The sequence below is a fragment of the Mesorhizobium sp. L-8-3 genome (assembly GCF_016756615.1).
Taxonomy (GTDB): domain Bacteria; phylum Pseudomonadota; class Alphaproteobacteria; order Rhizobiales; family Rhizobiaceae.
The window spans coordinates 393281-417470 of sequence record NZ_AP023262.1; the positions used below are offsets into that span (position 1 = coordinate 393281).

24 protein-coding genes and 1 pseudogene are annotated in these 24190 nt (G+C 65.1%); all 25 read left to right on the top strand.

Annotated features, from left to right (window positions below; translation table 11 throughout):
- Positions 1-30: 30 nt before the first annotated feature.
- The gene (locus tag JN302_RS01785; RefSeq protein ID WP_244846160.1) at positions 31-387 is read left to right on the top strand and encodes a response regulator transcription factor; all 357 of its coding nucleotides are present in this window, start codon (positions 31-33) and stop codon (positions 385-387) included.
- A gap of 136 nt (positions 388-523) precedes the next feature.
- On the top strand, positions 524-2110 hold the full coding sequence (locus tag JN302_RS01790) for an arylsulfatase (protein ID WP_202309831.1): 1587 nt from the start codon (positions 524-526) through the stop codon (positions 2108-2110).
- A gap of 83 nt (positions 2111-2193) precedes the next feature.
- Complete coding sequence (locus JN302_RS01795) at positions 2194-3183, top strand: HAD family hydrolase (RefSeq protein ID WP_202309832.1); 990 nt, start codon at positions 2194-2196, stop codon at positions 3181-3183.
- Positions 3180-4169: an AAA family ATPase gene (locus tag JN302_RS01800; protein WP_202309833.1), complete on the top strand. Its 990-nt coding sequence runs from the start codon at positions 3180-3182 to the stop codon at positions 4167-4169. The genes JN302_RS01795 and JN302_RS01800 overlap by 4 nt, the downstream gene beginning before the upstream one ends.
- A gap of 8 nt (positions 4170-4177) precedes the next feature.
- Positions 4178-5164, top strand: coding sequence for a DUF58 domain-containing protein (locus JN302_RS01805; RefSeq protein WP_202309834.1), 987 nt, complete (start codon positions 4178-4180; stop codon positions 5162-5164).
- Complete coding sequence (locus JN302_RS01810; RefSeq protein WP_202309835.1) at positions 5161-5634, top strand: DUF4381 domain-containing protein; 474 nt, start codon at positions 5161-5163, stop codon at positions 5632-5634. The genes JN302_RS01805 and JN302_RS01810 overlap by 4 nt, the downstream gene beginning before the upstream one ends.
- Positions 5631-6611 carry a VWA domain-containing protein gene (locus tag JN302_RS01815; protein ID WP_202309836.1) on the top strand — a complete coding sequence of 327 codons (981 nt, stop codon included), beginning with the start codon at positions 5631-5633 and terminating at the stop codon, positions 6609-6611. The genes JN302_RS01810 and JN302_RS01815 overlap by 4 nt, the downstream gene beginning before the upstream one ends.
- Positions 6608-8134, top strand: a complete 1527-nt coding sequence (locus JN302_RS01820) for a VWA domain-containing protein (RefSeq protein ID WP_202309837.1) — start codon at positions 6608-6610, stop codon at positions 8132-8134. The genes JN302_RS01815 and JN302_RS01820 overlap by 4 nt, the downstream gene beginning before the upstream one ends.
- A complete protein-coding gene (locus JN302_RS01825) occupies positions 8131-9408 on the top strand; it encodes a BatD family protein (protein WP_202331400.1) in 1278 nt (425 codons plus the stop codon). Before JN302_RS01820 ends, JN302_RS01825 begins: the two co-directional genes overlap by 4 nt.
- A gap of 308 nt (positions 9409-9716) precedes the next feature.
- On the top strand, positions 9717-10391 hold the full coding sequence (locus JN302_RS01830) for a response regulator transcription factor (protein WP_202331402.1): 675 nt from the start codon (positions 9717-9719) through the stop codon (positions 10389-10391).
- A gap of 405 nt (positions 10392-10796) precedes the next feature.
- On the top strand, positions 10797-11615 hold the full coding sequence (locus JN302_RS01835) for a bestrophin-like domain (protein ID WP_202331404.1): 819 nt from the start codon (positions 10797-10799) through the stop codon (positions 11613-11615).
- 150 nt (positions 11616-11765) lie between these two features.
- On the top strand, positions 11766-12050 hold the full coding sequence (locus JN302_RS01840; RefSeq protein ID WP_202309841.1) for a hypothetical protein: 285 nt from the start codon (positions 11766-11768) through the stop codon (positions 12048-12050).
- 434 nt (positions 12051-12484) lie between these two features.
- Positions 12485-13546: a putative urea ABC transporter substrate-binding protein gene (locus JN302_RS01845; RefSeq protein ID WP_202309842.1), complete on the top strand. Its 1062-nt coding sequence runs from the start codon at positions 12485-12487 to the stop codon at positions 13544-13546.
- 92 nt (positions 13547-13638) lie between these two features.
- Positions 13639-14457, top strand: a complete 819-nt coding sequence (locus JN302_RS01850; protein WP_202314450.1) for an ABC transporter permease — start codon at positions 13639-13641, stop codon at positions 14455-14457.
- Positions 14454-15278: an ATP-binding cassette domain-containing protein gene (locus JN302_RS01855; protein ID WP_202309843.1), complete on the top strand. Its 825-nt coding sequence runs from the start codon at positions 14454-14456 to the stop codon at positions 15276-15278. Before JN302_RS01850 ends, JN302_RS01855 begins: the two co-directional genes overlap by 4 nt.
- Positions 15275-16480 (top strand): agmatinase family protein, encoded by a 1206-nt coding sequence (locus JN302_RS01860; RefSeq protein WP_202309844.1) that lies wholly within the window; start codon positions 15275-15277, stop codon positions 16478-16480. Before JN302_RS01855 ends, JN302_RS01860 begins: the two co-directional genes overlap by 4 nt.
- A gap of 2 nt (positions 16481-16482) precedes the next feature.
- Positions 16483-16992, top strand: coding sequence for a hypothetical protein (locus JN302_RS01865; RefSeq protein WP_202309845.1), 510 nt, complete (start codon positions 16483-16485; stop codon positions 16990-16992).
- 43 nt (positions 16993-17035) lie between these two features.
- Entirely contained in the window at positions 17036-17617 is a 582-nt protein-coding gene (locus tag JN302_RS01870) for a HupE/UreJ family protein (RefSeq protein ID WP_244742797.1), read from the top strand.
- A 349-nt stretch (positions 17618-17966) separates the two neighbouring features.
- A pseudogene (locus tag JN302_RS01875) lies at positions 17967-18205 on the top strand (IS3 family transposase); the annotation flags it as partial.
- A 304-nt stretch (positions 18206-18509) separates the two neighbouring features.
- Positions 18510-19508, top strand: coding sequence for a biotin synthase BioB (gene bioB / locus JN302_RS01880; RefSeq protein ID WP_202331406.1), 999 nt, complete (start codon positions 18510-18512; stop codon positions 19506-19508).
- Positions 19505-20644, top strand: coding sequence for an 8-amino-7-oxononanoate synthase (locus JN302_RS01885; protein WP_202331408.1), 1140 nt, complete (start codon positions 19505-19507; stop codon positions 20642-20644). Before bioB ends, JN302_RS01885 begins: the two co-directional genes overlap by 4 nt.
- Positions 20641-21276, top strand: a complete 636-nt coding sequence (gene bioD / locus JN302_RS01890) for a dethiobiotin synthase (RefSeq protein WP_202309848.1) — start codon at positions 20641-20643, stop codon at positions 21274-21276. The genes JN302_RS01885 and bioD overlap by 4 nt, the downstream gene beginning before the upstream one ends.
- Positions 21273-22538, top strand: coding sequence for an adenosylmethionine--8-amino-7-oxononanoate transaminase (locus JN302_RS01895; protein ID WP_202331410.1), 1266 nt, complete (start codon positions 21273-21275; stop codon positions 22536-22538). Before bioD ends, JN302_RS01895 begins: the two co-directional genes overlap by 4 nt.
- Positions 22535-23518: a beta-ketoacyl-ACP synthase III gene (locus JN302_RS01900; RefSeq protein WP_202331412.1), complete on the top strand. Its 984-nt coding sequence runs from the start codon at positions 22535-22537 to the stop codon at positions 23516-23518. Before JN302_RS01895 ends, JN302_RS01900 begins: the two co-directional genes overlap by 4 nt.
- Positions 23519-23552: 34 nt before the next feature.
- Positions 23553-24005, top strand: coding sequence for an aspartate 1-decarboxylase (gene panD / locus JN302_RS01905; RefSeq protein ID WP_202331414.1), 453 nt, complete (start codon positions 23553-23555; stop codon positions 24003-24005).
- The last annotated feature ends 185 nt before the right edge of the window (positions 24006-24190 follow it).

The window sequence follows — 24190 nt, forward strand, 5'->3', positions numbered from 1 at the left end:
AGGATGGGAATGGAACGTGTTGCATCAGTGGTGGCCATCGTCGACGATGACGACTCGGTTCGTCGTGCACTGCGCCGGCTCGTCACGTCGCTTTCCCACCAGTCGCGCACATTCGCATCGGGCGAAGAATTCCTCGACGCCTTGTATGAAGCCACGCCCGATTGCGTCTTGCTGGACCTGAACATGCCCGGATTGAAAGGGCTGGACGTCCTGCATCGCCTCCGGAACGAGGGGCGGCAAGTCCCCGCCATCATCATGACCGGCTTCGACCAGCACGGGATGCGGGAGAGATGCCTTGAAGCGGGCGCGGCCGCCTATCTGGTCAAGCCGCTCGGGCGGGCGGCCGTGGCGTCGGCGATCGAGGAGGCGACAGCGGCTTCGGAGTGACCCATTGCCACTCACAGCCCGCCGCATTGCCCCAAGGTCCAACTTACTTGACGTCATCTTACCTGAATAATCCGCATCGGACCCTTCGCGGGCGTGCGAGGACGCGGCGCCGGCAGGGGTAGATCAGGAGGCATCGATGAAACTTGCAGCCTTGACAACCAGGCTCAGCGCCGCGGTGTTTACACTCGGCGCAGCTTACCTTGCCCCGTCCGACCCTGTCGCGGCGCAAGAACAGGCTCAGAAACCGAACATTCTGGTGATCTGGGGGGACGATATCGGGACCTGGAACATCAGCCACAACAACCGTGGCGTGATGGGATATCGAACGCCCAATATCGACCGGATTGCCGCGGAGGGCGTGTCTTTCACCGACTATTACGGACAGCAGAGCTGCACCGCCGGACGCGCGGCCTTTCTCGGCGGCAACGTGCCGGTCCGGACCGGCATGACCAAGGTCGGCCTGCCCGGCGCCCCGCAGGGCTGGCAGACAACCGACGTCACCATCGCCACGGTGTTGAAATCGCTCGGCTACGACACCGGCCAGTTCGGCAAGAACCACCAGGGCGACCGCGACGAGCATCTTCCGACGAACAACGGCTTCGACGAGTTCTTCGGCAATCTCTACCATCTCAACGCCGAGGAAGAGCCGGAGAACCGCGACTATCCCGGCGACATGAAGCTGGCCGACGGCCGTACCTTCCGCGAAGCCTTCGGCCCGCGCGGCGTGCTGCGCGCGTCTGCCGACGGCAAGATCGAGGATACCGGGCCGCTGACCCGCAAACGAATGGAGACCGTGGACGAGGAGACGCTAGCCGCGGCCGTCGACTTCATGGATCGAAAGACCAAGGAAGGCAAGCCCTGGTTCACATGGTGGAATGCTACCCGCATGCACTTCCGCACGCATGTGAAGGAGGACAATGTCGGCATCTCGGGGCCGAGCGGCAACAACTATCACGACGGCATGGTCGAGCATGACCGGATGGTCGGCCAGCTCCTCGACAAGCTCGACGAACTTGGCGTCGCCGACAACACCATCGTCTTCTACTCGACCGACAACGGCCCCCACTACAACACCTGGCCGGATGCCGGCACGACGCCCTTCCGCAGCGAGAAGAACTCGAACTGGGAAGGCGCCTATCGCGTACCTGCCTTCGTCCGCTGGCCCGGTCATTTCCGCAAGGGTGAAACCGTGAACGGGATCGTCGCCCATGAGGACTGGCTGCCGACCGTCGCAGCCATCGCCGGCAATCCGAACATCAAGCAGCAATTGGCCGACGGCGTGGAACTCAACGGCCGGACCTACAAGAACTATATCGACGGCTACGACATGACGGCCTATCTCTCGGGCGAGGCTGAGGAGTCTCCGCGTCACGAGTTCTGGTACGTCAATGACGATGGCCAGATCGTCGCCGCGCGTTATGACGACTGGAAGGTGGTGTTCCTGGAGAACCGCGGCGAGGCCTTCGGGGTCTGGCGCGAGCCCTTCACGGAACTGCGTGTTCCCCTGCTCTTCAACCTGCGGCGCGACCCGTTCGAGAAGGCGCAGCACAACGCGAATACCTACAACGACTGGTTCCTCGACCGGGCTTTCGTGCTCGTGCCGATCCAGGCGCTGGCCGCGCGCTTCCTGCAGACCATGCAGGACTACCCGCCGAGCCAGGCGCCGGGATCGTTCAACCTCAGCGCCATCGAGGCGAAGATCAAGGCCGGAACCGGCAACTGAACCGACAAGGACAACGATCGGGACGCCGGGACCGGCGTCCCGATCACTGCCTGCCTTGCAGCCATGTCGATGGGAACCTGAAGATGGCCAAGATATCCGTCACCGCGGCATTCGCAACATTGCAAGTTCTGCTGATCGCGCTACCCGCCCTTGCCGACCCGTTGCCCTCCTGGAACGACACCCGGGCCGAAGCCGCGATCATCGAATTCGTCGAGCGCGTCACCGATCCGGTCTCGGATGATTTCGTGCCTGCCGCCGACCGCATCGCGGTATTCGACAATGACGGCACGCTGTGGAGCGAACAGCCGGCCTATTTCCAGGCCCTCTACGCACTCGACCGCCTCAAGCAGAAAGCCGAGAAAGACCCGTCCATACTGACTTCGGACACGCTCAAGGCGGCGGCCAAGGGTGATCTGAAGGGCGCGATGGCCGGAGGTCAGGAAGGGCTGATCGAGATTCTCGACGTTTCCCACTCCGGCATGTCGGTGGGCGATTTCGAGGCCGACGCGCGTGAGTGGCTGACAACCGCCAAGCGTCCGCAATCCGGGCTTGTATATGCAGACATGACTTATCAGCCGATGCTGGAACTTCTCACCTATCTCAGGGACCAGGATTTCGCCACTTACATCGTCTCGGGCGGCGGCGTGCATTTCATCCGCGCCGTTTCCGAAGAAGCCTACGGAGTGCCGCCCGGACAGGTGGTCGGCACCGAGGGCGACACCCGCTACGAGGCGAAGGGCGACAAGCCGACCCTCATGAAGTTCGGCGGCATCTCATTCATCGACGACAAGGCCGGCAAGCCCGTCGGTATCGACCGCCATATCGGCAAGCGCCCGATCTTTGCTGCCGGCAATTCGGACGGAGACTTCGAGATGCTCGAATGGACGACGTCAGGGGAAGGCCCGCGCTTCGGTCTGCTCGTGCATCACACCGACGCCGAGCGCGAATTCGCGTATGACCGCGAAGGTCACGTTGGCGTGCTGAACAAGGGCCTGGACGAGGCCGAGAAGCGCGGCTGGTTGGTCGTCGACATGGCAAAGGACTGGAACCGGATCTGGTCGGGCAAGCAATGACACCACGCGAGCAGATCGAGGAACTGCGCACCCGCATGGGTGCAGCCATCGTCGGCCAGCGCGCTGTGATCGAACGGCTGCTGATCGGGCTTCTTGCCAATGGCAACCTGCTCGTCGAGGGGTTGCCCGGCCTTGCCAAGACGCGGGCGATCAAGGCGCTCGCGCACAATCTGGAGGCAAGGTTCAGCCGCATACAGTTCACGCCCGATCTCCTGCCGTCTGATGTGACGGGAACGGAGGTTTATTACCAGTCGGGTGAAAAGGGCGAATTCCGCTTCGAGCAGGGCCCCATCTTTGCCAATATCGTGCTGGCGGACGAGATCAACCGCGCCCCAGCCAAGGTGCAGGCCGCGCTTCTGGAAGCCATGGAGGAACGCCAGGTCACGGTATCGGGCAAGACCCATGTGATGGAGCCGCTGTTCATGGTGATGGCGACGCAGAACCCGATCGAACAGGAGGGCACCTATCCGCTGCCCGAGGCGCAGATGGACCGATTCCTGATGCATGTGCTCATCACCTATCCGCCGGTGGAAGACGAAGTGGAGGTGATCCGGCTGGTGCGCGGCGAAGAGATTGCCGCGCTGGAGGCGCAGCATGTCAAGGCATCCTCCACCAAACCTTCCGCCGTTCCGCAGGACGCCATCTTCGCCGCAAGGCGCGAGATCGGCGCGATCCATGTCTCCGACGCGATCGAGCGCTACATGGCCGATCTGGTGAATGCCACGCGCATCCCCACCGAATACGGCAAGGACCTGCCGCGATGGATCGAGATCGGCGCCAGCCCCCGCGCTTCGCTGGCGCTCGACAGATGCGGTCGTACCCATGCCTGGCTGGCGGGCCGCGACTATGTCGATCCCGAGGACGTGCGCGCCATCGCGCCCGACGTGCTCCGGCACCGGCTGGGCCTGACGTTCGAGGCGCAGGGCGAAGGCGTGACGCCGGACAAGGTGGTTGGTGAATTGCTGAAGCAAGTCGCATTGACCTGAGCGAGACCATGCGGGACAGGCCGGCACGAACACGCGCAGGCATCGGGCGCCCGGCGAGCGCGACCGAGGTCGAGGACACCCGCATCCACGTCGATCTCGCCCATCTCAGGAAGCTGGAGGCACGTGCCCGCCAGATCAGTTTTCTTCCGCGCCAGCCCGCCCGCAGCGTGCTCAACGGCAGGCATGCCTCGCGGCTGCGCGGACGCGGGCTGAACTTCGAGGAATTGCGCGGCTACCTTCCCGGCGACGACATCCGCGCCATCGACTGGAAGGTGACGGCCCGCACCGGTGAGCCGCACGTGCGGGTCTATACGGAGGAGCGCGACCGTCCGACCCTGATCGTGGTCGATCAGCGCATGTCGATGTTCTTCGGGTCGGTCCTCAACATGAAGTCCGTGACCGCCGCCGAATGCGCCGCGCTTGCCGCCTTTCGCATCTTCGATCAGGGAGACCGGGTGGGAGGGATCGTATTCGGCGATAGCGCGATCGCCGAGATCCGGCCCGGGCGCAGCAGAAAGTCGCTGACCGCCTTCCTGACCGCGCTGAGCGATGCCAACGGGCAGCTCGACGCCGACCGGCCGCCGGTGGCGCCGATGTCCATGAATCGCGTCCTGCAATCCGTGGCGCGGATTGCGCCGCGCAACCATCTGGTGCTCGTGTTCAGCGATTTCGACGAAGTGGACGCGTCGACGCACCGGCTGGTCGCCGGCCTGTCCCGCCGCAACGACCTGGTGCTGGTGCTCGTGTCGGATCCCTATGTCGAGGAGATGCCGGCCGGGGTGAAAGTGGTCGTCTCGGACGGAACGCTGCAAGCGGAAATCGACACCGCCGACAAGACGGTGCACCGCCGGCTGAAGGATATGGCGAAGGGCCGGCTGGCCGAAATCCTCGACTGGCAGAGGCAGCTCGGGGTGCCGGTCCTGCCGCTGACGACGTCAGGCGACAGCGTCGAGCAGATGCGGCGGCTCATGGGCCTGCCGGGGCGACGGCGATGAACGACGAGGCCGAACCCGTTACGCTGCTCGATCTGCTCGGCCGGCTGATCGAGGCGCCGGAGCCGCCGCCGGTCTCGATGATGCCCCAGACCTGGGGCTGGGTCGCGCTGGCACTGATCCTGCTGGCGATCGGCATAATCGTCGCGGCTTACCTGCGGCGACGCTACCTGGCCAATGCCTATCGTCGGGATGCAGTCAGGGAACTCGAGGCGGCAGGGGACGACCCGGCGGCAATCGCGGAGATCCTCCGGCGCACCGCGCTCGCCGCCTATCCGCGGCGCAACGTGGCCGGGCTTGCCGGCGACGGCTGGCTGAGCTTCCTCGACGCTCAGGTGTCCGGACGGGACTTTTTGGAGGGGCCCGGCCGAGTGGTGGCATCGGCTCCCTACAGAACGATGCCGAAGGAGCCGGCGCTCTACGCGGTCGCCAGAAACTGGATCCTTCGGCACCGTCCGGAAGGAACGCCATGATCACGCTGGCTTTCCCCTGGGCGCTGCTCCTGTTGCCGCTGCCGTTCCTCTGGCTCCTGTTGCCGCCGCATCGCGAGCGCGTGCCGGCACTGCGCTTTCCCTTCTTCAGGCGGATCGTCGAGACCGCCGGCTCCTGGCCGGGCGAAGGGGCCGTCGTGTTGTCGCGCAGCCGCCTGCAGATGGGGACGGCCATCATCATCTGGCCGCTGCTGGTTCTCGCCCTGGCCCGTCCCGAGCGCCTGGGCGAAGCCGTCGAACTCGACAAGTCCGCCAGGGACGTCATCCTCGCGATCGACATATCGGGATCGATGGACGCCAAGGACTTCGTTGCCCCGGACGGCACCAAGAAGCAACGGCTGGAGGGCGTGCGCGGCGTCGTCGACGATTTCATTGCCGGACGCGACGGCGATCGCATGGCCCTGGTCGTGTTCGGTTCAAAGGCCTATGTGCAGGCTCCGCTGACGGAAGACCTGCAGACCATCAGCGAGTTGCTGAACCAGACGGATGTCGGCATAGCCGGCCCGCACACGGCGCTTGGCGATGCGATCGGCCTGGCGATCCGCACTTTCGAAGCCAGCAACATCGACCAGCGTCTCCTGATCCTGCTTTCGGATGGAACGGATACGGCCAGCCGCATGAGCCCGGTGAATGCCGCCGAAATCGCGCGTGACCGGAATATCGAGATCTATACGATCGGTGTCGGCGATCCGAATGCAGCAGGCGAGAACCGTGTCGATCTCGCGACGCTTCAGGACATTGCACGCCGAACGGGCGGCCAGTATTTTTTTGCGGAGGATGAGAAGGGCCTGCGGCAGGTGTACGACAGAATCGACCAGCTCGCCCCGCGCAAGGTCGAGACCCTGTCGTACCGGCCGCGGCAGGCTCTGGCCTACCTGCCACTGGCTGCGGCGACCCTGATCGGAACACTGGCCATCGCCTGGCTGGCCCTTGGCAGCGCACGCAAGGGGCGGGCATGACGGAGATTTCGTTCTTCCTCGAAGCCTTCCACTTCCTCAGGCCGGCCTGGCTCCTGCTGGTTCCCGCGATCGCGGCGATCTGGTTCCATGTCCGGCGCCGCGCGATGCGTCCCGCGCAGGCGACCGAAAGAATTGCACCGCATCTGCGCAAGGCCATGACGGTCGGCGGCGTCCAGACGCGGCATCTGCTGGCGATCGACGGCGTGGCCCTGGGCCTGTTGCTCACGGCATTGGGGGCTGCCGGGCCGACCTGGTCGCGCGTGCCGGACCCTTTCGTTGCGCAGACCGTACCCCTTGTCGTGGCGCTGAAGGTCACATCGTCCATGACCGCCGATGACCTCGCTCCGACGAGGCTGGAGCGTGCGAAGCAGAAAATCCGGGATCTTCTGAAACTGCGGGCCGGCGGGCGGACCGCTCTCGTCGCCTATGCGGGCTCGGCGCATTCCGTCGTGCCGATGACCGACGACCCAGGCGTCGTCGAACCCTATCTGCAGGGCTTGTCGCCCGAGATCATGCCGGAAGACGGGGCCGACGCGGGAGCAGCGCTCGCGCTCGCCCGTGACATCCTTGCCAGGGAGGATGTGCCCGGCGGCATATTGTTCGTGACCGATGCCGTCGACACGGCGGATGTCGACGCGCTCGGCAATGCCGATGTCGCAAGTCTCGCCGTCCTCGCGATGCTTCCCGAGGGCGCAAACGATCCGGGTATCGACCGCCTGAGCGTTCCGGTCGTGCGCGCCACACCCGACGGCGGCGACGTACGCACGCTCGAACGCCGGCTGAACGCCGCCTATGAGCGCGTCATGACGGAAGAGGGAACGCAGCCCTGGAACGATCGCGGATGGCTGCTCGGCTGGCCGGCGGCGCTGCTTGCGCTGTTGTGGTTCCGCCGCGGCTGGACGATGCGCTGGTCGCTCCTTCTTGCGCTCGGGATCGGCGCGATGCCATCCCCTCCCGCCCATGCCGAAGGCGTCATCGACTGGCTCCTGACGCCGGACCAGCAAGGCCGCCTCGCCTATCAGCGCAAGGAATACGATCGCGCCGCGGAACTGTTCGCCGACCCGATGTGGAAGGGCCAGTCGCTGTACCGGGACGGCCAGTACAGCGAGGCAGCGGATGTCTTTTCCCGGCTCGACACGGCGGCGGCGGCTTTTGCCGAAGGGATGGCGCATATCAAAGGCCGGGAATACCGGGACGGGATCGCCGCCTTTGAAACCACCCTGAAGCGCGATCCGGACTATCCGGGTGCGGCCGAGAACCTCAAGACGGCCAAGGAGATCCTCGACTACATCGAAACCACCCGCGAGCAATCCGACACCGGCGAGGAAGCCGGCGAAGGCGCCGACGAAATCGTCATGGACAACAAGGATGCGCGCGGAGCCGAGACCCGTATCCAGGGCAAGGGTGACGCACTGCTGACGACCGAGCAGTGGATGAACACGGTCGATACCGATCCCGCGGACTTTCTGCGCCAGCGCTTCGCCATCGAGGCGGCGACAAGACAAGCGACGACACGACAATGAGACTGCTCATCTTGCTACTCGTTCTCGTTGGAATGTCGGCGGAGGTCGTCCACGCACAGCAACCCGACCAGCAACCCGTTGTGGAAACCGAGCTTGACAAGTCACAGGTGGTGCCGGGGCAGTACGTGACCCTCCGCGTCACGGTCCTGGTGCCGACCTGGCTGCCGAAGCCGGTGGAGTTTCCGTCGATGGAGGGTCCGAACCTGCGGGTGCGTCTGCCGGAGCGATCGACGGGACCGACGAGCCGCAGGATCAACGGCGAACAATGGTCTGGGGTGACGCGGAACTATCTGATCTCGCCCATGGTGGCTGGAACCTTCGCTATCCCGGCACAGAGCATCTCCGTCACCTATGCCGTTCCGCGAAGTTCCGAGGCGGCCCGGGCCGAGTTGAAGACGAAAGCCGTCACGATCGCCGGCGTCCTGCCGCAAGGCGCCGAGGGGCTCGATCCGTTCATCGCCGCAACCAGCCTGAAACTGACGCAGGAGTTCACGCAACCGACGACGGGACTGCAGCCCGGCCAGAGCATCAAGCGGACCGTTACAGCCGAGATGGAGGGCGCATCTCCAATCGTGCTGCCCGAACTGATGCCCGAAATCCGGATCGAGGGGATAGAAGCCTATCCAGGGCAACCGTCGATCTCAGAGAAGGACGAGCGTGGCCTGCTGTCGGGAACCCGTATCGAACAGGTGACACTCATGGCCGAGGGCGGCGCGAACGGCCACGTGCCGGGGGTCGAACTGCGCTGGTTCAACCTGACGTCGGGCAAGATCGAGACGGCGACGCTGGATGGATTCGACATATCCGTCGACGGCCCGCCCGCATCCCGACCCGGCTCCGATCGCCGGACAATCACGCTGGCGGCTGCGGGGCTTGCGGGCATCGTCGTGCTTGCCGTGTCGGCGTTCCTGATCCGCCGGTACTGGCGGCGGGCGACAGACACCTATCGCCGCCGCCGGGCCCGACGTGCAGCCAGCAAGGCATGGGCGGAACACGCCATGTTGAAGGCCATTCGGAAGCGGGACTATCCGGCGACTTTGCGCGCCGTCGACGAATGGGCCTCACGCCCTCCCGTCACCGACGCGGCCCTGGTCGCCCCCATTCATCAGGCCCTGACCGGAATTGGCCGATCGATCTACGGCCAAACCGAAGGGACGCCTCCGTCTGACGCGTGGCGTACCGTCAGCGAAGCGGTGAAGGCCGCATCGGCGGGACCTCGCCGCAGCGCCCGCGACAGACTTCCGCCTCTCAATCCGGAGGTCGCCAACGGTTGACGGAATCCAGGATCGCAGCCGACGGCTGCCACCAATCCAGCAAGAGAGTAGCCGAAGATTTCCATCAGTAACGACTAAAATAACTGAATCTTTCACAGATGAAGCTTGCGGAAAGAAGGTTGAAATAAAGCCCATGAGGAGAGATGATGGACGCGGCGAGGCGTTGAACTGCGGCCCCTGGAATACCACCTGACATGGCGGGCTGTCGGTGTACCGTGTTGCATGGGGCATGCTGACGTTGGACGACGGCCACCACAGCAGGGGACGGAGGGCTACCGTGGTTTGGCCGTCGGTGTGAGGACCGGCCCATGGATGGAAGCGTTTCTACCGTCTACCTGGTAGATGACGACAAGGGTGTTCGGACGTCGCTGACGAGGTTGCTCTCGACAGCCGGACATGTGGTCAGGTCCTATGCGAGTGCCGGCGATTTCCTGGGCCATCACGACCCTGCCGTTCACGGCTGCGCCGTCATCGACCTCAGCTTGCCTGACATGGACGGGTTGGACGTCCAGCAATCCCTCCTCTCCGGGCGGATCAACCGGCCCGTCATCTTTGTCACCGGGTTCGGGGACATTCCCACGAGCGTCAGGGCGATGAAGGCGGGTGCCGTGGACTTCCTGACCAAACCCGTGGACGCTTCCGCCCTTCTGGCCGCGGTGGCGCAGGCGCTGGATCGCGACCTCCGTAGCCGGCGCGAAGGAGAGCTGAGACATTCCGTCGAGGCGCGGCTGGCGAGCCTCACGCCGCGAGAGGGCGAGGTTCTCGCGCATGTCACGGCAGGGCGCCTCAACAAGCAGATCGCTGCCGAGCTCGGGACAGTCGAGAAGACCGTCAAGGTGCATCGGGCCCGTATGATGAGGAAGATGGGGGTGCGCACAGTTGCGGACCTCGTGCGGGTCGTTGCCTCCGTTGGCAGTTCCGGACCCCTGATGGCGTGGCCCGGGATTGGCCCCAAGGTCAATCACGCCGACATGCCGGTTTGATATACGGACGTCGAGAGGCGGCGGCCACGCAGGAGCGTCCGGTCGCTCTCCAGAAGAGGCCCGTCGAACAAAGCATTGCTTCATGAATTCGCGGCGCGCTGGTTCCAGCCTTGGCAGGGATCGCTGCGTTGCCCGGCTGCACCGCGGCAAGTGCCGCGGAAAGCCTCCCCGCCGGCGTTGCCATCCGGCCGCTTGCCGGCACCACGGACGGGGGTCCTCCTGCCGGTGGCGCGATGGCGGCAGGGTGATTGGCCGAGGCGAAAGCATGGATCGAGCGTCCCCGAAAGCCGGCACCCCGCCGCGTAGCGCGCCTCCCCAAGGGTCGCCCGCTTGACAAGTGCCTGCGCGGCATATTCCAAACTGGTCGCGACGGCTGACGGCGATCTGCTGGACCGGGGACAAGGGATGGCGTTTTTCATATTCATCGCGGAGCGCAGCCTTCTGGCATTTGGGCTGCTTCTGTTTCTTGCCCAGCTGATCGCCCATGAAATCGGGCTGCGGTTCGGACGCCGGGACCGGGCCAAGGACCGCGGCCAGCCGGAGACGGTCGGCATCGTCGTCGGAGGCATGCTGGGGTTGCTGGCTTTCGTCCTGGCACTGACGCTGTCCTTCGCCAACACGCGCTTCAACGAGCGTCGTGAGGGAAGCCTCATGGAGGCCAATGCGATCGGAACCGCCTGGCTCAGAGCCAAGGCCATCGGCGGCCCGCAAGCGGACCAGATCGCCGCCTTGCTCGAGCAATATACGCAAATTCGCGCTGACTTCGTTCGAAAAGGCAGGGGCCAGGCCGCCATCGCCGAGTTGAACCAGCGCACGAACGCGCTCCAGTCCGAGATGTGGGGGCAGTTGGCGCCGATCGTGCGCGAACAGCCCAGCGCCATCTCGAATTCGCTGATGCTCGCCCTGAACGATCTGTTCGACGCGAGCACAAAGGAACGCCTTGCATTCGAGACACGGCTTCCCCCGCAGCTGTTCTGGCTGCTTATCGGCATGACTCTATTGAGTGTGACTTGCCTGGGCTATCAGTTCGGCCTCAAGGAGAAGCCCTCGCGCGTGCTGGTCGCGCTGCTTACCCTCATGTGGACGGCTGTCATCGTCGACATTCTCGACCTGGCAGCCTCACGTATTGGCCAACTCCGGACGGCGACGACCGTCTATGAATGGACACTTCAGGGCTTCGGCGGAACCACCTCCATCCCTTCGCCGTCGGGGACACGGCCTTAGAGCGGTGGCGGGCTGATCTCTAGCCCGAACTTTACCCGCTTGAAGGCCGCGGGATTGCTGGATTTCGAGCGATCCCTGGCGTTGTAGTGTAGTGAGGTATTGGCTGATATTGCGTTTGACAGGGGACGGGGTCGGTGAACCAAGATTCTCATGTACGTCCCACCGTCCCCAACCGCAATTCGCCCCCCCGCCGTGCTGTTGCGCGAGAGCTATCGCGACGGCGATAAGGTGAAGAACCGCACGCTTGCCAATCTCAGCCATTGGCCGGCGGAGAAGGTCGAGGCCCTGCGCGCGGTCTTGCACGGTGACAAGCTGGGGCTGGCGGGAGAGGGGCTGGAGATCGTCCGGGCGATGCCGCACGGCCATGTTGTGGCGGTTCTCGGGACGCTCAAGCGGATCGGGTTGGACCGGCTGCTTATCCATCCCGACCCCTGATCGCTGCGGGCCGCCATTTCACCGCTTCTGCTTCACCCGCTTCTGCTCAATCCCTCGGCGGAATGACGAAATTTCCGGCATTCTCGCCGTGCCGGACCGATGCAAGCCGCCGAAATACCCGTGCCCTGCCGATGCTGCCTGCTTGGCACATTCCTTGCTTGGTTATTTCCTGTGCAGAGCGTCTAGGGTTCCGGCCGCCGCGGCATGATCTGGCAAAGTCGCAGGCTTTCCGCATCATGCACCGGCACATCGGCGGTGCTGGTCCGAGAGACGCGACCGTACGGGTGCGCTGAGGCATCCGGCGGGACACGGCGGGCCAAAATCCCGGGAGAACACTGCACGGGTTTGCTGGCGCGAACCTTCTCCCGGTAGCGCGCACGCAGACCCCAACAGGATATCCGGACATGGTTCCGGATCCAGACGAGGGGTAAGATATGCTGCGCAGACTGACCGGAATCGTCCTAGCCGCCCTCCTGGCCATTCCCTCCACAGCGGCCTTCGCCGCGCCCAAGACCGACTTCAAGATCTGCTGGTCGATCTATGTCGGCTGGATGCCGTGGGGCTATATCGCCGACAGCGGCATCATGAAGAAATGGGCCGACAAATACGGCATCAATGTCGAGATCACGCGCATCAACGACTATGTCGAGAGCATCAACCAATATACCGCCGGCGGCTTCGACGGCTGCTCGATGACCAACATGGATGCGCTGTCGATCCCCGCCGGCGGCGGCGTCGACACCACGGCGCTGATCATCGGCGACTTCTCCAACGGTAACGACGCGGTGATCCTGAAGGACAAGAAGGAGCTCGCCGACATCGCCGGCCAGAGCGTCAACCTCGTCGAACTGTCGGTCTCGCACTATCTGATGGCGCGCGCGCTCGACACGGTCGGCCTGACGGAAAAGGACCTCAGCGTCGTCAACACCTCCGACGCCGACATTGTGGCAGCTTACGGAACGTCGGACGTGACCGCGGTCGTGACCTGGAACCCGCTCGCCTCCGAAATCTTGGCCATGCCCGGCGCGGCCAAGGTGTTCGATTCCTCCGACATCCCGGGCGAGATCATCGACTTGATGGTGGTCAACACCGAAATGCTCGCCGACAACCCTGCGCTTGGCAAGGCGCTCGTCGGCGCCTGGTATGAAGCGATGGCGCTGATGGCGTCCGGCACGCCCGAAGGCAAGGCGGCCAGGGAGGAAATGGCCAAGGCTTCGGGGACGGACCTCGACGGTTTCGAGGCGCAGCTCGCCTCGACACAGATGTTCTACGAACCGGCCAAAGCTGTCGCCTTCGCCAAAAGCGCGGAATTGCCGAAAACCATGGACCTCGTGCGCAACTTCCTCTTCGACCACGGCATTTTGGGCACCAACGCGCCGAACGTCGACGTTATCGGGATGAGCTTCGCCGACGGCTCGGCGCTTGGCGACAAGGAGAATGTCAAGCTGCGCTTCGACCCGGCCTTCATGGCGGAGGCGGCCGCCGGATCGCTCTGACCAGGCGGAGGGCGATGACGATGCTAGAGCGCGTTGCGATCGCAATCCCGGAGGCGGCTGCGCGGGCAGCCGCCGGCAGGCGCAAACCGCGCCTGCGGCTCGTCAACGCCAGGCTGTCTCGCACCTCGGCGTTCCTCCTCGCCCTCTTACCATTCCTGGCCGCTGCGATCACCTATGTCGTCGCATCGGCCGACAGGCTGGCCGCCAATCCCGCAGATAAGCTCCTGCCTTCGCCTGCGCAGATGTGGCGGGCCTTCTTCGAGCTCGCTTCCGTCCCCGACAAGCGTAGCGGCGACATCGTCCTGTGGGTCGACACCTTTGCGAGCCTCGAACGGCTCCTCGCAGGCGTGGGGATCGCGACGCTGTTCGCGCTCTGCCTTGGCACCGCGATCGGCTTTGTCCCCCGCATCCGTGCCCTGTTCCTGCCCTTTGTCACGGTCATCTGCGTCATCCCGCCGCTGGCGCTCTTGCCGATCCTGTTCATCGCGCTCGGCCTCGGCGAGGCGGCCAAGATCACTCTGATCGCAATCGGCGTCGCCCCGGTCATGGTGCGGGACGTCGCCAACCGCGTGGCGGAGCTGCCGACCGAGCTGATCGTCAAGGCGCAGACGCTCGGCGCCAATACCTGGACGATGATCCTGCGCGTTGTGCTACCGCAGGTCATGCCGCGCCTGATCGTCTGCGTGCGGCTTGCGCTCGGGCCGGCCTGGCTGTTCCTGATCGCGGCCGAAGCCATCGCCTCGACTGAGGGGCTCGGCTACCGCATCTTCCTGGTGCGGCGGTATCTGTCGATGGACATCATTCTTCCCTATGTCGCCTGGATCACGCTGCTCGCGGTCGTGACCGACTGGCTGCTCGTGCGCCTTTCGCGCGCGCTGTTCGGCTGGGCGCATGCCGGTGACGCAAAATGAGCCGAATCCTCGTCCACGGGCTGGAAAAGAGCTTTGGCGACGTACGTGTGCTCGAGCGCGTCAACCTCGCGGCCGAGCACGGGGAGTTCCTGTCGCTCGTCGGCGCCAGCGGTTGCGGGAAATCCACCTTCCTGCGCATCATCCTCGGCCAGGACGAGGCGTCCGCCGGCGTGGTGGTCGTCGGTGACGGTCCGATCGCGCCGGAGCCGACGCCAGACCGCGGCATCGTCTTCCAGCGTTATTCGGTTTTTCCGCATCTGACCGTCATGCAAAACCTCTTGCTGGTGGAGGACTTCCGCTCCGGCGGGATGATCGGCCGCACGCTCGGCGCGCGGCGCGCCAAGGCCAGAGCCGAGGCGGAAGCAATGCTGGAGCGCGTCGGCCTCGGCCATGCCCGCGACCTCTATCCCGCGTCGCTGTCGGGCGGCATGCAGCAGCGCCTGGCAATCGCGCAGACCTTGCTCGGGCGGCCGAAAGTGCTGCTTCTTGACGAGCCCTTCGGCGCGCTCGATCCCGGCATCCGGGCCGAGATGCACGAGCTCTTGACCGAAATCTGGACCGAGCACGGCATGACGGTGCTGATGGTCACGCACGATATCCATGAAGCCTTCAAGCTCGGCACACGCGTGCTTGTTTTCGACAAGGTGCGCCATGACCCGCAGTTCCCGTCCGCCTACGGCGCGACAATCACCTACGATCTGAAGCTCGACCGCAAGGAACGGGCTTCCTTCCCCGAGATGGCCAAGGTGGCCGCGCTGGCCGGGACGACCCGGCCGGGACATGTCAGCGCGGCGACGGCGCCGCAGGAGACCCAACAATGAGAGACCTGCCCGAGCGGAAGCAAACGCGCGCCGGACTGATCCAACGCGTGCCGACCGAGCACCGCCATCACCCGGATTTCGACGTGCGCGCCATGCAGGGCTGGCGGTCGATCGAGGCGGAGGAAAAGCTGCCCGAGAGAGGCTGGCGCAAGGAGCAGCAATGGGCGCTGGACATGGGCCTGCCGGGCGCCGAATGCCTGACCGACAGGAGCATCCCGACATTCGCGCGCGGCGAGCTGCCTCATTTTGCCGGCATCAACACCTTCCTCAAGGCGCCCTATGTCGAGAATGTGCGGGACGTCGGGAAATATGACGCCGCCATCATCGGCATTCCCTTCGATTCCGGCACGACCTATCGCCCTGGCACTCGCTTCGGGCCGCAGGGCATCCGCCGCATCTCCGCGCTTTACACGCCCTACAATTACGAACTCGGCGTCGACCTGCGCGAGCAGATGACGCTGTGCGACGCCGGTGACGTCTTCACCATCCCGGCCAATCTGGAAAAGAGCTTCGACCAGATCACGCGCGGCGTCAGCCACGTCGCCTCGTCAGGTGCGCTGCCGGTAATGCTGGGCGGCGACCACTCGATCGGCTTTCCCTGCGTGCGCGGCATCGCCGAGGTGACGTCCAAGCGCATCGGCATCATCCATTTCGACCGCCATATCGACATTCAGGAAAAGGATCTCGACGAGCGTATGCACACAACGCCCTGGTACTGGGCGACCAACCTGCCGAATGTTCCCGCCACCAACCTGGTCCAGCTCGGCATCGGCGGCTGGCAGGTGCCGCGCTACGGCGTTGCCGAGGCGAGGAAGCGCGGCACCAATGTGCTTACCATCGACGACATCGAAAAGCTGGGGCTCGAAAAGACGGCCGAGATCGCGCTTGAGATCGCCTGGAAGGACGCCGATGCCGTCTACGTTTCCTTCGACGTCGATTCGGTCGATTGCGGCTTCGTGCCGGGCACCGGCTGGCCGGAACCAGGCGGTTTCCTGCCGCGCGAGGCCCTGAAGCTGCTCGGGCTCGTCACCGCTCCCGGCGTCTGCGGGCTGGAGGTCGTGGAGGTCTCGCCCCCCTACGACACCTCCGACATCACCGCCCTATTCGGCACGCGCGTCGTCGTCGAGGCGCTTGGCTCGATGGTCGCCCACGGCACGCTTGGCAAGCACAAGTCGATCATCGACAAGCCGGTGAGTCTCTAGCCATGCACGATGATCATCATCACCATCACGATGACGGCCATAGCGGCTACGATCATCACCACCCGCATCCCCCCGGCCACAACGGCCCCGCGGGCAAGGCCGTGCAATGGCAGACGCCGCACCTGCCGCACGATCACAGCGCGCCGCAGCCGCGCGAGGCCGATCTCGACCTCGTGGAAAAGGCCTTTGTCGAGGCCTTCTCGGGCGCGTCTGATATCCCGAGCCTGCTGCGCCTTTCGGGCATCCCCTTCGTCGGCGAAACGGCCGATGGAACGCAACTGCATCTCCTGCGCGTGGAAACCGAGGACCTGGCCGATGTCGGCGCCGTCATGCCGCTCATCGGCGGCAACGGCGTGCGCTACGACCCGCTGCCGCAGCGGCTCGCCTCGCGACGGCGAAAGCTCGCCTTCGTCTATCACGACGGCCAGGCGGCGCACCGGCTAGGCTTCGCGGAAGCCCGGTCCTTGAGCGACCGAACCCAGGCCTCCCAAATCACGATGGCCGGCCAATGATCGCCGCCCTCACCTCATCGAACAGCTTGTACCGGAGAAGACCATGAACATTCGTGCCACCCGCCTCACCGGAGCCGCTACCGCGATCATGGCGCTCACGCCATCGATCGCCAACGCCCACACCGGCGGCGACCCTCTGCACGGGCTCGTCGCCGGGCTCGCGCATCCCATCTTCGGCCTCGACCATCTCCTTGCCATGCTGGCGGTTGGCATGATCGCGGCGCGAACAGGTGGGCGCGGTATCGCCGCCTTGCCGCTCTCCTTCGTCGCGGCCATGCTGGCCGGCGCCGCGCTCGGCATGAGTGGTGTGGCGCTGCCGGCTGTCGAGCCCTCGATCGCGCTGTCGCTCGTGGTCCTCGGCGCTATCATGGCCTTCGGCCGCCGCCAGCCTCTTGCCCGCAGTTGCGCGCTCGTCGGCCTCTTCGGCCTATTCCACGGCCATGCCCACGGGCTCGAAGTGCCTGCGAGCGCGAGCGGCCTTGCCTATGTGGCAGGTTTCGTCGCCGCCACGCTGGCGCTGCACGGAACCGGCGCCCTTGTCGGCGCCCGGGGCCTCCTCATGCGCGGCTTCGGCGCCGGCACGGCCCTGTTCGGCCTTGCTATCGCTGCCACGCAGGCGGTCTGACTGGGGTATCTGAACCCGGAAGATGGGAGACATGTTCAGGAAGGAGAGGCCATGAGCGGACTATGGCGCCGGCGGCTGATGAGGTTGCGTCGACTGCTCTTTGATCTCATCAGGGTCCGCGCCGAACGTCTGTGAAGGGGTCGCCGGGGCTGTCCCGCCGGGTTGGACGCGCCCAAAACCCGGCGGCGATTGTCGCATGGCACAGGGTCTTCCTCATTTGTGTGGTGCACGGTCAATCGCCTGCTCTGCTCACGTCAAGAGCAGCAGATTTCGCAGCATTTGAGCGCCCGTAGTGCTCCTGATCTTCAGAAACGATGGGTCGCGAAAGGGCTCCGTGGCAACCTTTCGGGGCAGCGTCGGAGACTCCTACGACAACGCTCTCGCTGAGACGATCAACGGCCCTAAAAAGCAGAGGTCATCCATCGACGTGGACCGTGGCGCTCGTTCGAAGCCATCGAGTTCGCCACGTTGACCCGGGTCGACTGCTTCAACGATCGCCGGCTCCTGGAGCCCATCGGCAACATCCCGCCGGCCGAAGCCGAGGAACGCTACTACGCCATGCTGGAAGATCCGGCCATGGCCGCGTGACTCAAACCAAATGGCCTCCGGCAAACCTGGGGCGGTTCACAACAGACAGAGTTGCCGCCTCAAGCTCCCATTTCGGCAACAGCTACTCGTCCTGGCCAGCTTGGGCCTGTGTCTGCCGACGCCGAGCAGCCAAGCAACAATTGCCACCTATGCGCGCTTGACAAGCCTTATGCTCACAATAAGCATATGATCCCGCGTTATGCCGCCATAGCAGCGTCGGATTTCTAGGCTGGCTACGAAGAGCAAAGCTGTCCGGTATTTGGACGCCGGGACGGGCGGCAAGACCTGGAGCAGTGGAGAGGACATGACCCTGAAATTGCAGCGTAACGACGCCGAGCCGACCCATGCGGCGTCCCGCCGGCATTGGACGGTGGAGGAGGCCCGAGCGCTCTATGACGCGCCTTTCAACGATCTCCTCTTTCAGGCCCACTGCGTCCATCGCGAGAATTTCGACCCCAATCGGGTTCAGCTCAGCCGGCTCCTGAGCATCAAGACCGGCGGCTGTCCGGAGGATTGCGGCTATTGCAGTCAGTCGGCGCACCATGAGTCCGGTCTGAAGGCCTCCAAGCTGATGGAGGTCCAGCGTGTCATCGACGAAGCCAGGAAGGCGCGCAATGCGGGCGCCACACGCTACTGCATGGGCGCGGCGTGGCGGAGCCCCAAGGCGCGCGACATGGATGCCGTCGTCGCCATGGTCGAGGGCGTGAAGGCGCTCGGCATGGAAACCTGCATGACGCTCGGCATGCTCGATATCGACCAGGCGCGCCGGCTCAAGCAGGCGGGGCTCGACTACTACAACCACAACATCGACACCTCCGAGCGCTACTATGGCGAGATCATCACGACCCGTAGCTTCGCCGACCGGCTCGATACGCTCGCCAATGTCCGCGACAGCGGCATCAAGGTCTGTTGCGGCGGCATTGTCGGCATGGGCGAAGAGGCAGTCGACCGCGTCGACATGCTGGTGGCGCTTGCCAACCTGCCCGAGCACCCCGAAAGCGTGCCGATCAACATGCTTATCCCCATCGACGGCACGCCGCTCGCCGGGTCGGCACCGATCGAGCCGATCGAGTTTGTCCGGACCATCGCGCTTGCGCGCATCCTGATGCCGAAGTCTCATGTCAGGCTGTCGGCCGGCCGCACGGCCATGAGTGACGAGATGCAGGCGCTGTGCTTCTTCGCCGGCGCCAACTCGATTTTCGTCGGCGACACCCTCCTGACGGCCGGCAATCCGGGCGAGGATAAGGATAGTGCACTGTTCCGCCGGCTCGGCATCGCACCCATGGAGATCGCCGCTTCGTGACGGTGCTCGACCGCTTTGAGGCGACGCTGCGCGGGCTTTCCCGGAAAAGTCGCCTGCGCGCATTGTCGCCGCGCGCCGGCCTCGATTTCGCCTCCAACGACTATCTCGGCCTCGCCTCCTGCCGGCGGCTTGCCGACGCCGTCGCCACCGCCCTGGCCAACGGCACACCGGTCGGAGCGGCGGGGTCTCGCCTGTTGCGCGGCAACGCACCCGAGCATGAGGAATTGGAGGCCGTTGCAGCACGATTCTTCGGCGCCGAGCGCGCGCTGTTCTTCGGCGGGGGTTATGTCGCCAATTTCGCCGTACTGACCACACTGCCGCAAAAGGGGGACCTTCTGATCCTCGATGCGCTCGTCCACGCCAGCGCCCATGAGGGCGCACGCGCCGGCCGGGCGCAGGTCGTCGAAATCCCGCATAACGACATTGGCGCCATCGATGATGTCATATCGCGCTGGCGCGACGGCGGCGGCACCGGCCACGCCTGGATCGCGGTCGAGAGTCTCTACAGTATGGACGGGGACCGCGCGCCGCTTGCCGATCTCGCCGCTCTCGCTGACCGCCATGATGCTTTCCTGTTCATCGACGAGGCGCATGCGACAGGCGTCTACGGCCCGGACGGACGCGGTGTCGCCCATAATCTCGAGGGCCGCGACAACGTTGTGGCACTGCACACCTGCGGCAAGGCGCTCGGCTGCTCCGGCGCGCTCGTCACAGCCCCCGCCGTGCTGTGCGATTTCCTGGTCAATCGCTGCCGGCCTTTCATCTACGCGACCGCCCCGTCGCCCTTGATGGCGGTCGCGGCGACCGAAGCGTTGGCCATTCTGCGCGACGAACCGGAACGTCGCGAGAGGCTGGCGCAGCTTGTCGCCTTCGCTGGACGGGAGATAGAGACACGTTGCGGGATCGGGCCGAGCGGCTCGCAGATCCTGCCCGTCTTCGTCGGCGACAACCGCCGCGCCATGTCGTTGGCCACAGCGTTGCAGATGCGCGGCTTCGATGTACGCGGCATCCGCCCGCCGACTGTACCGGAGGGCACCGCCCGTCTCAGGATTTCGCTCACCCTCAATGTCGGTCAGGCCGACGTGTCGGCCATGGTCGCGGCGCTTGCCGAGGAATGGGAGAGCGTCGCGGCATGAGCCCGATCGTCGTCACCGGCACAGACACCGGCATCGGCAAGACGGTCTTTGCGGCCGGTCTCACCGGCCTGGTGGACGGCGTCTACTGGAAACCTGTGCAGTCGGGGCTCGACGGAGAGACCGACAGTCGCGTGGTCTCCCGTCTCGCCGGGCTGTCACCCGAACGGATCTTGCCGGAGGCCTACCGCCTGTCGCAGCCGCTTTCGCCCCACCGCGCCGCCGAACTCGATAGCGTGTCGATCGACCCTGACCGCCTCGCCTTGCCCAGCGTCGCGCGGCCCTTGATCGTGGAAGGCGCCGGCGGCCTTTTGGTCCCGCTGACTCGGGAGCGCCTCTTCATCGATGTCTTCGCCCGCTGGCGCGCGTCCGTCGTACTCTGCGCGCGCACCGCGCTCGGCACGATCAACCACACGCTGCTGTCGATCGAAGCGCTGCGACGGCGCGACATCCCGCTCCTCGGCATTGCCTTCATCGGCGAGGCGATGCCCGACACCGAGCGCACGATCGCCGACCTCGGCAAGGTCCGCGTGCTCGGCCGCCTGCCGCATCTCGACCCGCTGACGCCTCAGACGCTGCGCTCCGCCATGACGTTCGGCTTCGACAAGGCGGCATTCGACGAGGTCCTGTCGTGAACCGATCGGCCGTCTGGCACCCTTTCACTCAGCACGCTGTCGAGCCGGACATGCCCTGCGTCGCGCGAACCGGCGGCGCCTATCTGGAGACGGCCGACGGCCGACGCATCCTCGACGCCATCTCGTCCTGGTGGGTGGTGACCCACGGCCACCGGCATCCGGCGATCGTCGAGGCGATCCGTTCAACGGCGGCGACGCTCGACCAGATCATCTTTGCCGGTTTCACACACGAGCCGGCCGAACGCCTCGCCACCGCGCTCACCACGCTGGCACCCGAGGAACTTGATTGGGTCTTCTATTCCGACAGCGGCTCGACGAGCGTCGAGGTCGCGCTCAAGATGGCGCTCGGATATTTCCACAACAGCCGCGCGGCGCGCTCGCGCATCGTCGTCATGGAGCACAGCTACCACGGCGACACGATCGGGACGATGAGCGTCGGCGCACGTGGCGTCTTCAACGCTGCCTACGAGCCGCTGCTGTTCGAGGTCGACACCATCCCGTTTCCAGTCGCCGGGCGCGAACAGGAAACGCTCGACCGCCTCGAGGGTCTGGTCCGCGATCGCAAGGCGGCGGCGCTGATCGTTGAACCGCTGGTGCTCGGCGCCGGCGGCATGCTGATGTATCCGGCATGGGTGCTCGCCGAACTGAAGCGGATCACAGAGGCGTCCGGGACCCTGTTCATCGCCGACGAGGTGATGACTGGCTGGGGCAGGACGGGCACGCTGTTTGCCTGCGAACAGGCCGGGATCTCGCCGGACATATTGTGCACGTCCAAGGGGCTGACCGGCGGCTCCATCCCGCTCGCCGCGACGCTCGCCACGGAAGCCGTCTTCCGCGCGCATTATTCCCGTGACCGCAGCCGGACCTTCTTCCATTCGAGTTCCTACACCGCCAACCCCATCGCCTGCGCCGCCGCACTTGCCAATATCGAGGTCTGGCGAAGCGAGCCGGTGATGAAGCGGATAGCGGCGCTGTCTCGCATGCAGGCGGAGCGCGCCGCCAGCTTCCGCGGCGACAGGCGCTTCGCCGATGTGCGCTGCACGGGGACGATCGCCGCGTTTGACCTCCACGTCGAAAGTTCCGGATACCTCGCCGAAATCGGGCCGAAGTTGCGCGCCTTCTTCCTCGGGCGCCACCTTCTGGTGCGGCCGCTGGGCAATGTGGTCTACGTTCTGCCGCCCTATTGCGTGACGGCCGACGAACTCGACCAGCTCTACGATGCGATCGACGAGGCGGCCAGCCTGGTGGAGGCGGCCGCATGAACCGGACATCGAGGATCGTGGGCCTCGGCCATCACGCACCGGCGCGAAAGGTGCCGAACGCCGAGATCGAAGCCCGCCTTGGTCTGGAGCCCGGCTGGATCGAGGGGAGGACCGGCATCCGCTCGCGTCACTGGGTTCTGCCCGGCGACACGCTGTCGGGCATGGCTGAACAGGCCGCGGAGATGGCGATGGCGATGGCGGGCATCGAGCGCGACACGGTCGGCCTGATGGTGCTCGCGACGTCGACGCCCGATCATCTGCTTCCGCCAAGCGCCCCGCTGGTCGCGCACCGGCTCGGGCTTCTCCGCGCCGGCGCCGTCGACCTGGCCGGAGCCTGCGCCGGCTTCATCTACGCCATGACATTCGCCGACGCCTTTGTCCGGCTGCACAACAAGCCCGCACTCGTGGTCGCCGCCAACATCCTGAGCCGCCGCATCAACCCGGCCGAGCGCGCGAGCGCTGTGCTTTTCGCCGACGCCGCCGGCGCCGTTGTGCTGATACCTTCCGCGGAGCCCGGCCACGGCATCCTCGGCGCCTCGCTCGGCGCCGACGGATCGGGCTATGGTCTGATCCGGATCCCAGCCGGCGGCAGCAGCAAGCCCTTCGCAGAGGACCTGGATATCGCCGAAACCCGCATGACGATCACCGACGGTCGCGAGGTGTTCGTCAAGGCGGTGGAGATGATGTCCCGCTGTTCCGTGGAAGCATTGGCCGCTGCAGACGTCTCTTCGCAAGAGGTCCGCCGCTTCATCCCGCATCAGGCCAATGCGCGCATCTTCAAGGCGGTGGGCAAGAACCTCGGCATCGAGGACAGCAGGGTGATAAAAACCATCAGCGAATACGGCAATTCGTCAGCCGCCACCATCCCGCTTTCGCTGTCGCTGTCCCACCAAGCTGAACCATTACAGTCCGGCGAAAAGCTCCTGCTCGCAGCAGCCGGCGCAGGGCTCACCGGCGGCGCGCTGCTGGTCAGCGTGTGACGGAGAAGGGTCAACCGACAAGGAAAGGGACGGAATGCGCAAGATCGTCGCCGGCAAGCTGCATGGCATCCACGTGACCGACGCCAACATCAATTACCACGGCTCGATAACGCTCGACCCGGATCATTGCGAAGAGGCGGGCATCCTGCCGATGGAGTTCGTGGAGATCTGGAACAAGAATTCGGGCGCCAGGATCTCGACCTACGTCATCCTCGGCGAGCGCGGCTCGCGGTGCTGCATCCTCAACGGCGCGGCCGCGCGCACGTGCCAGCCCGGCGACCAGGTCATCATCTGCAACTCTGTCTATCTCGATGAGAGCGCGATCACGGAGATCCAGCCTCGCGTGCTTACCTTTGACCGGGACAACCGGATACGCGAGATCCTGTCCTATTCGGTCACACGCGATACGCGCGGGCGCTACAGCTTTTCGGTTCTAAACGGATCAAATGCGAGATTGTCCGTTCCGACACTGGCGAGCGGCGATTGACGCGAGAATTCCAGGTTCTGCAGATGGCTGTAGCGTCATTCCATGCGGACCAACCAAACCCACGACGCAATCATCCATGGTACGACGGCGAGGGAGTTTCGCCGAACACCTCCGGCAAATCCCGCCAAGCCGAACCAGTGCGCATGCCGCCATCGAATCAGAATTCGAGTCCGTTGAGAACCTCC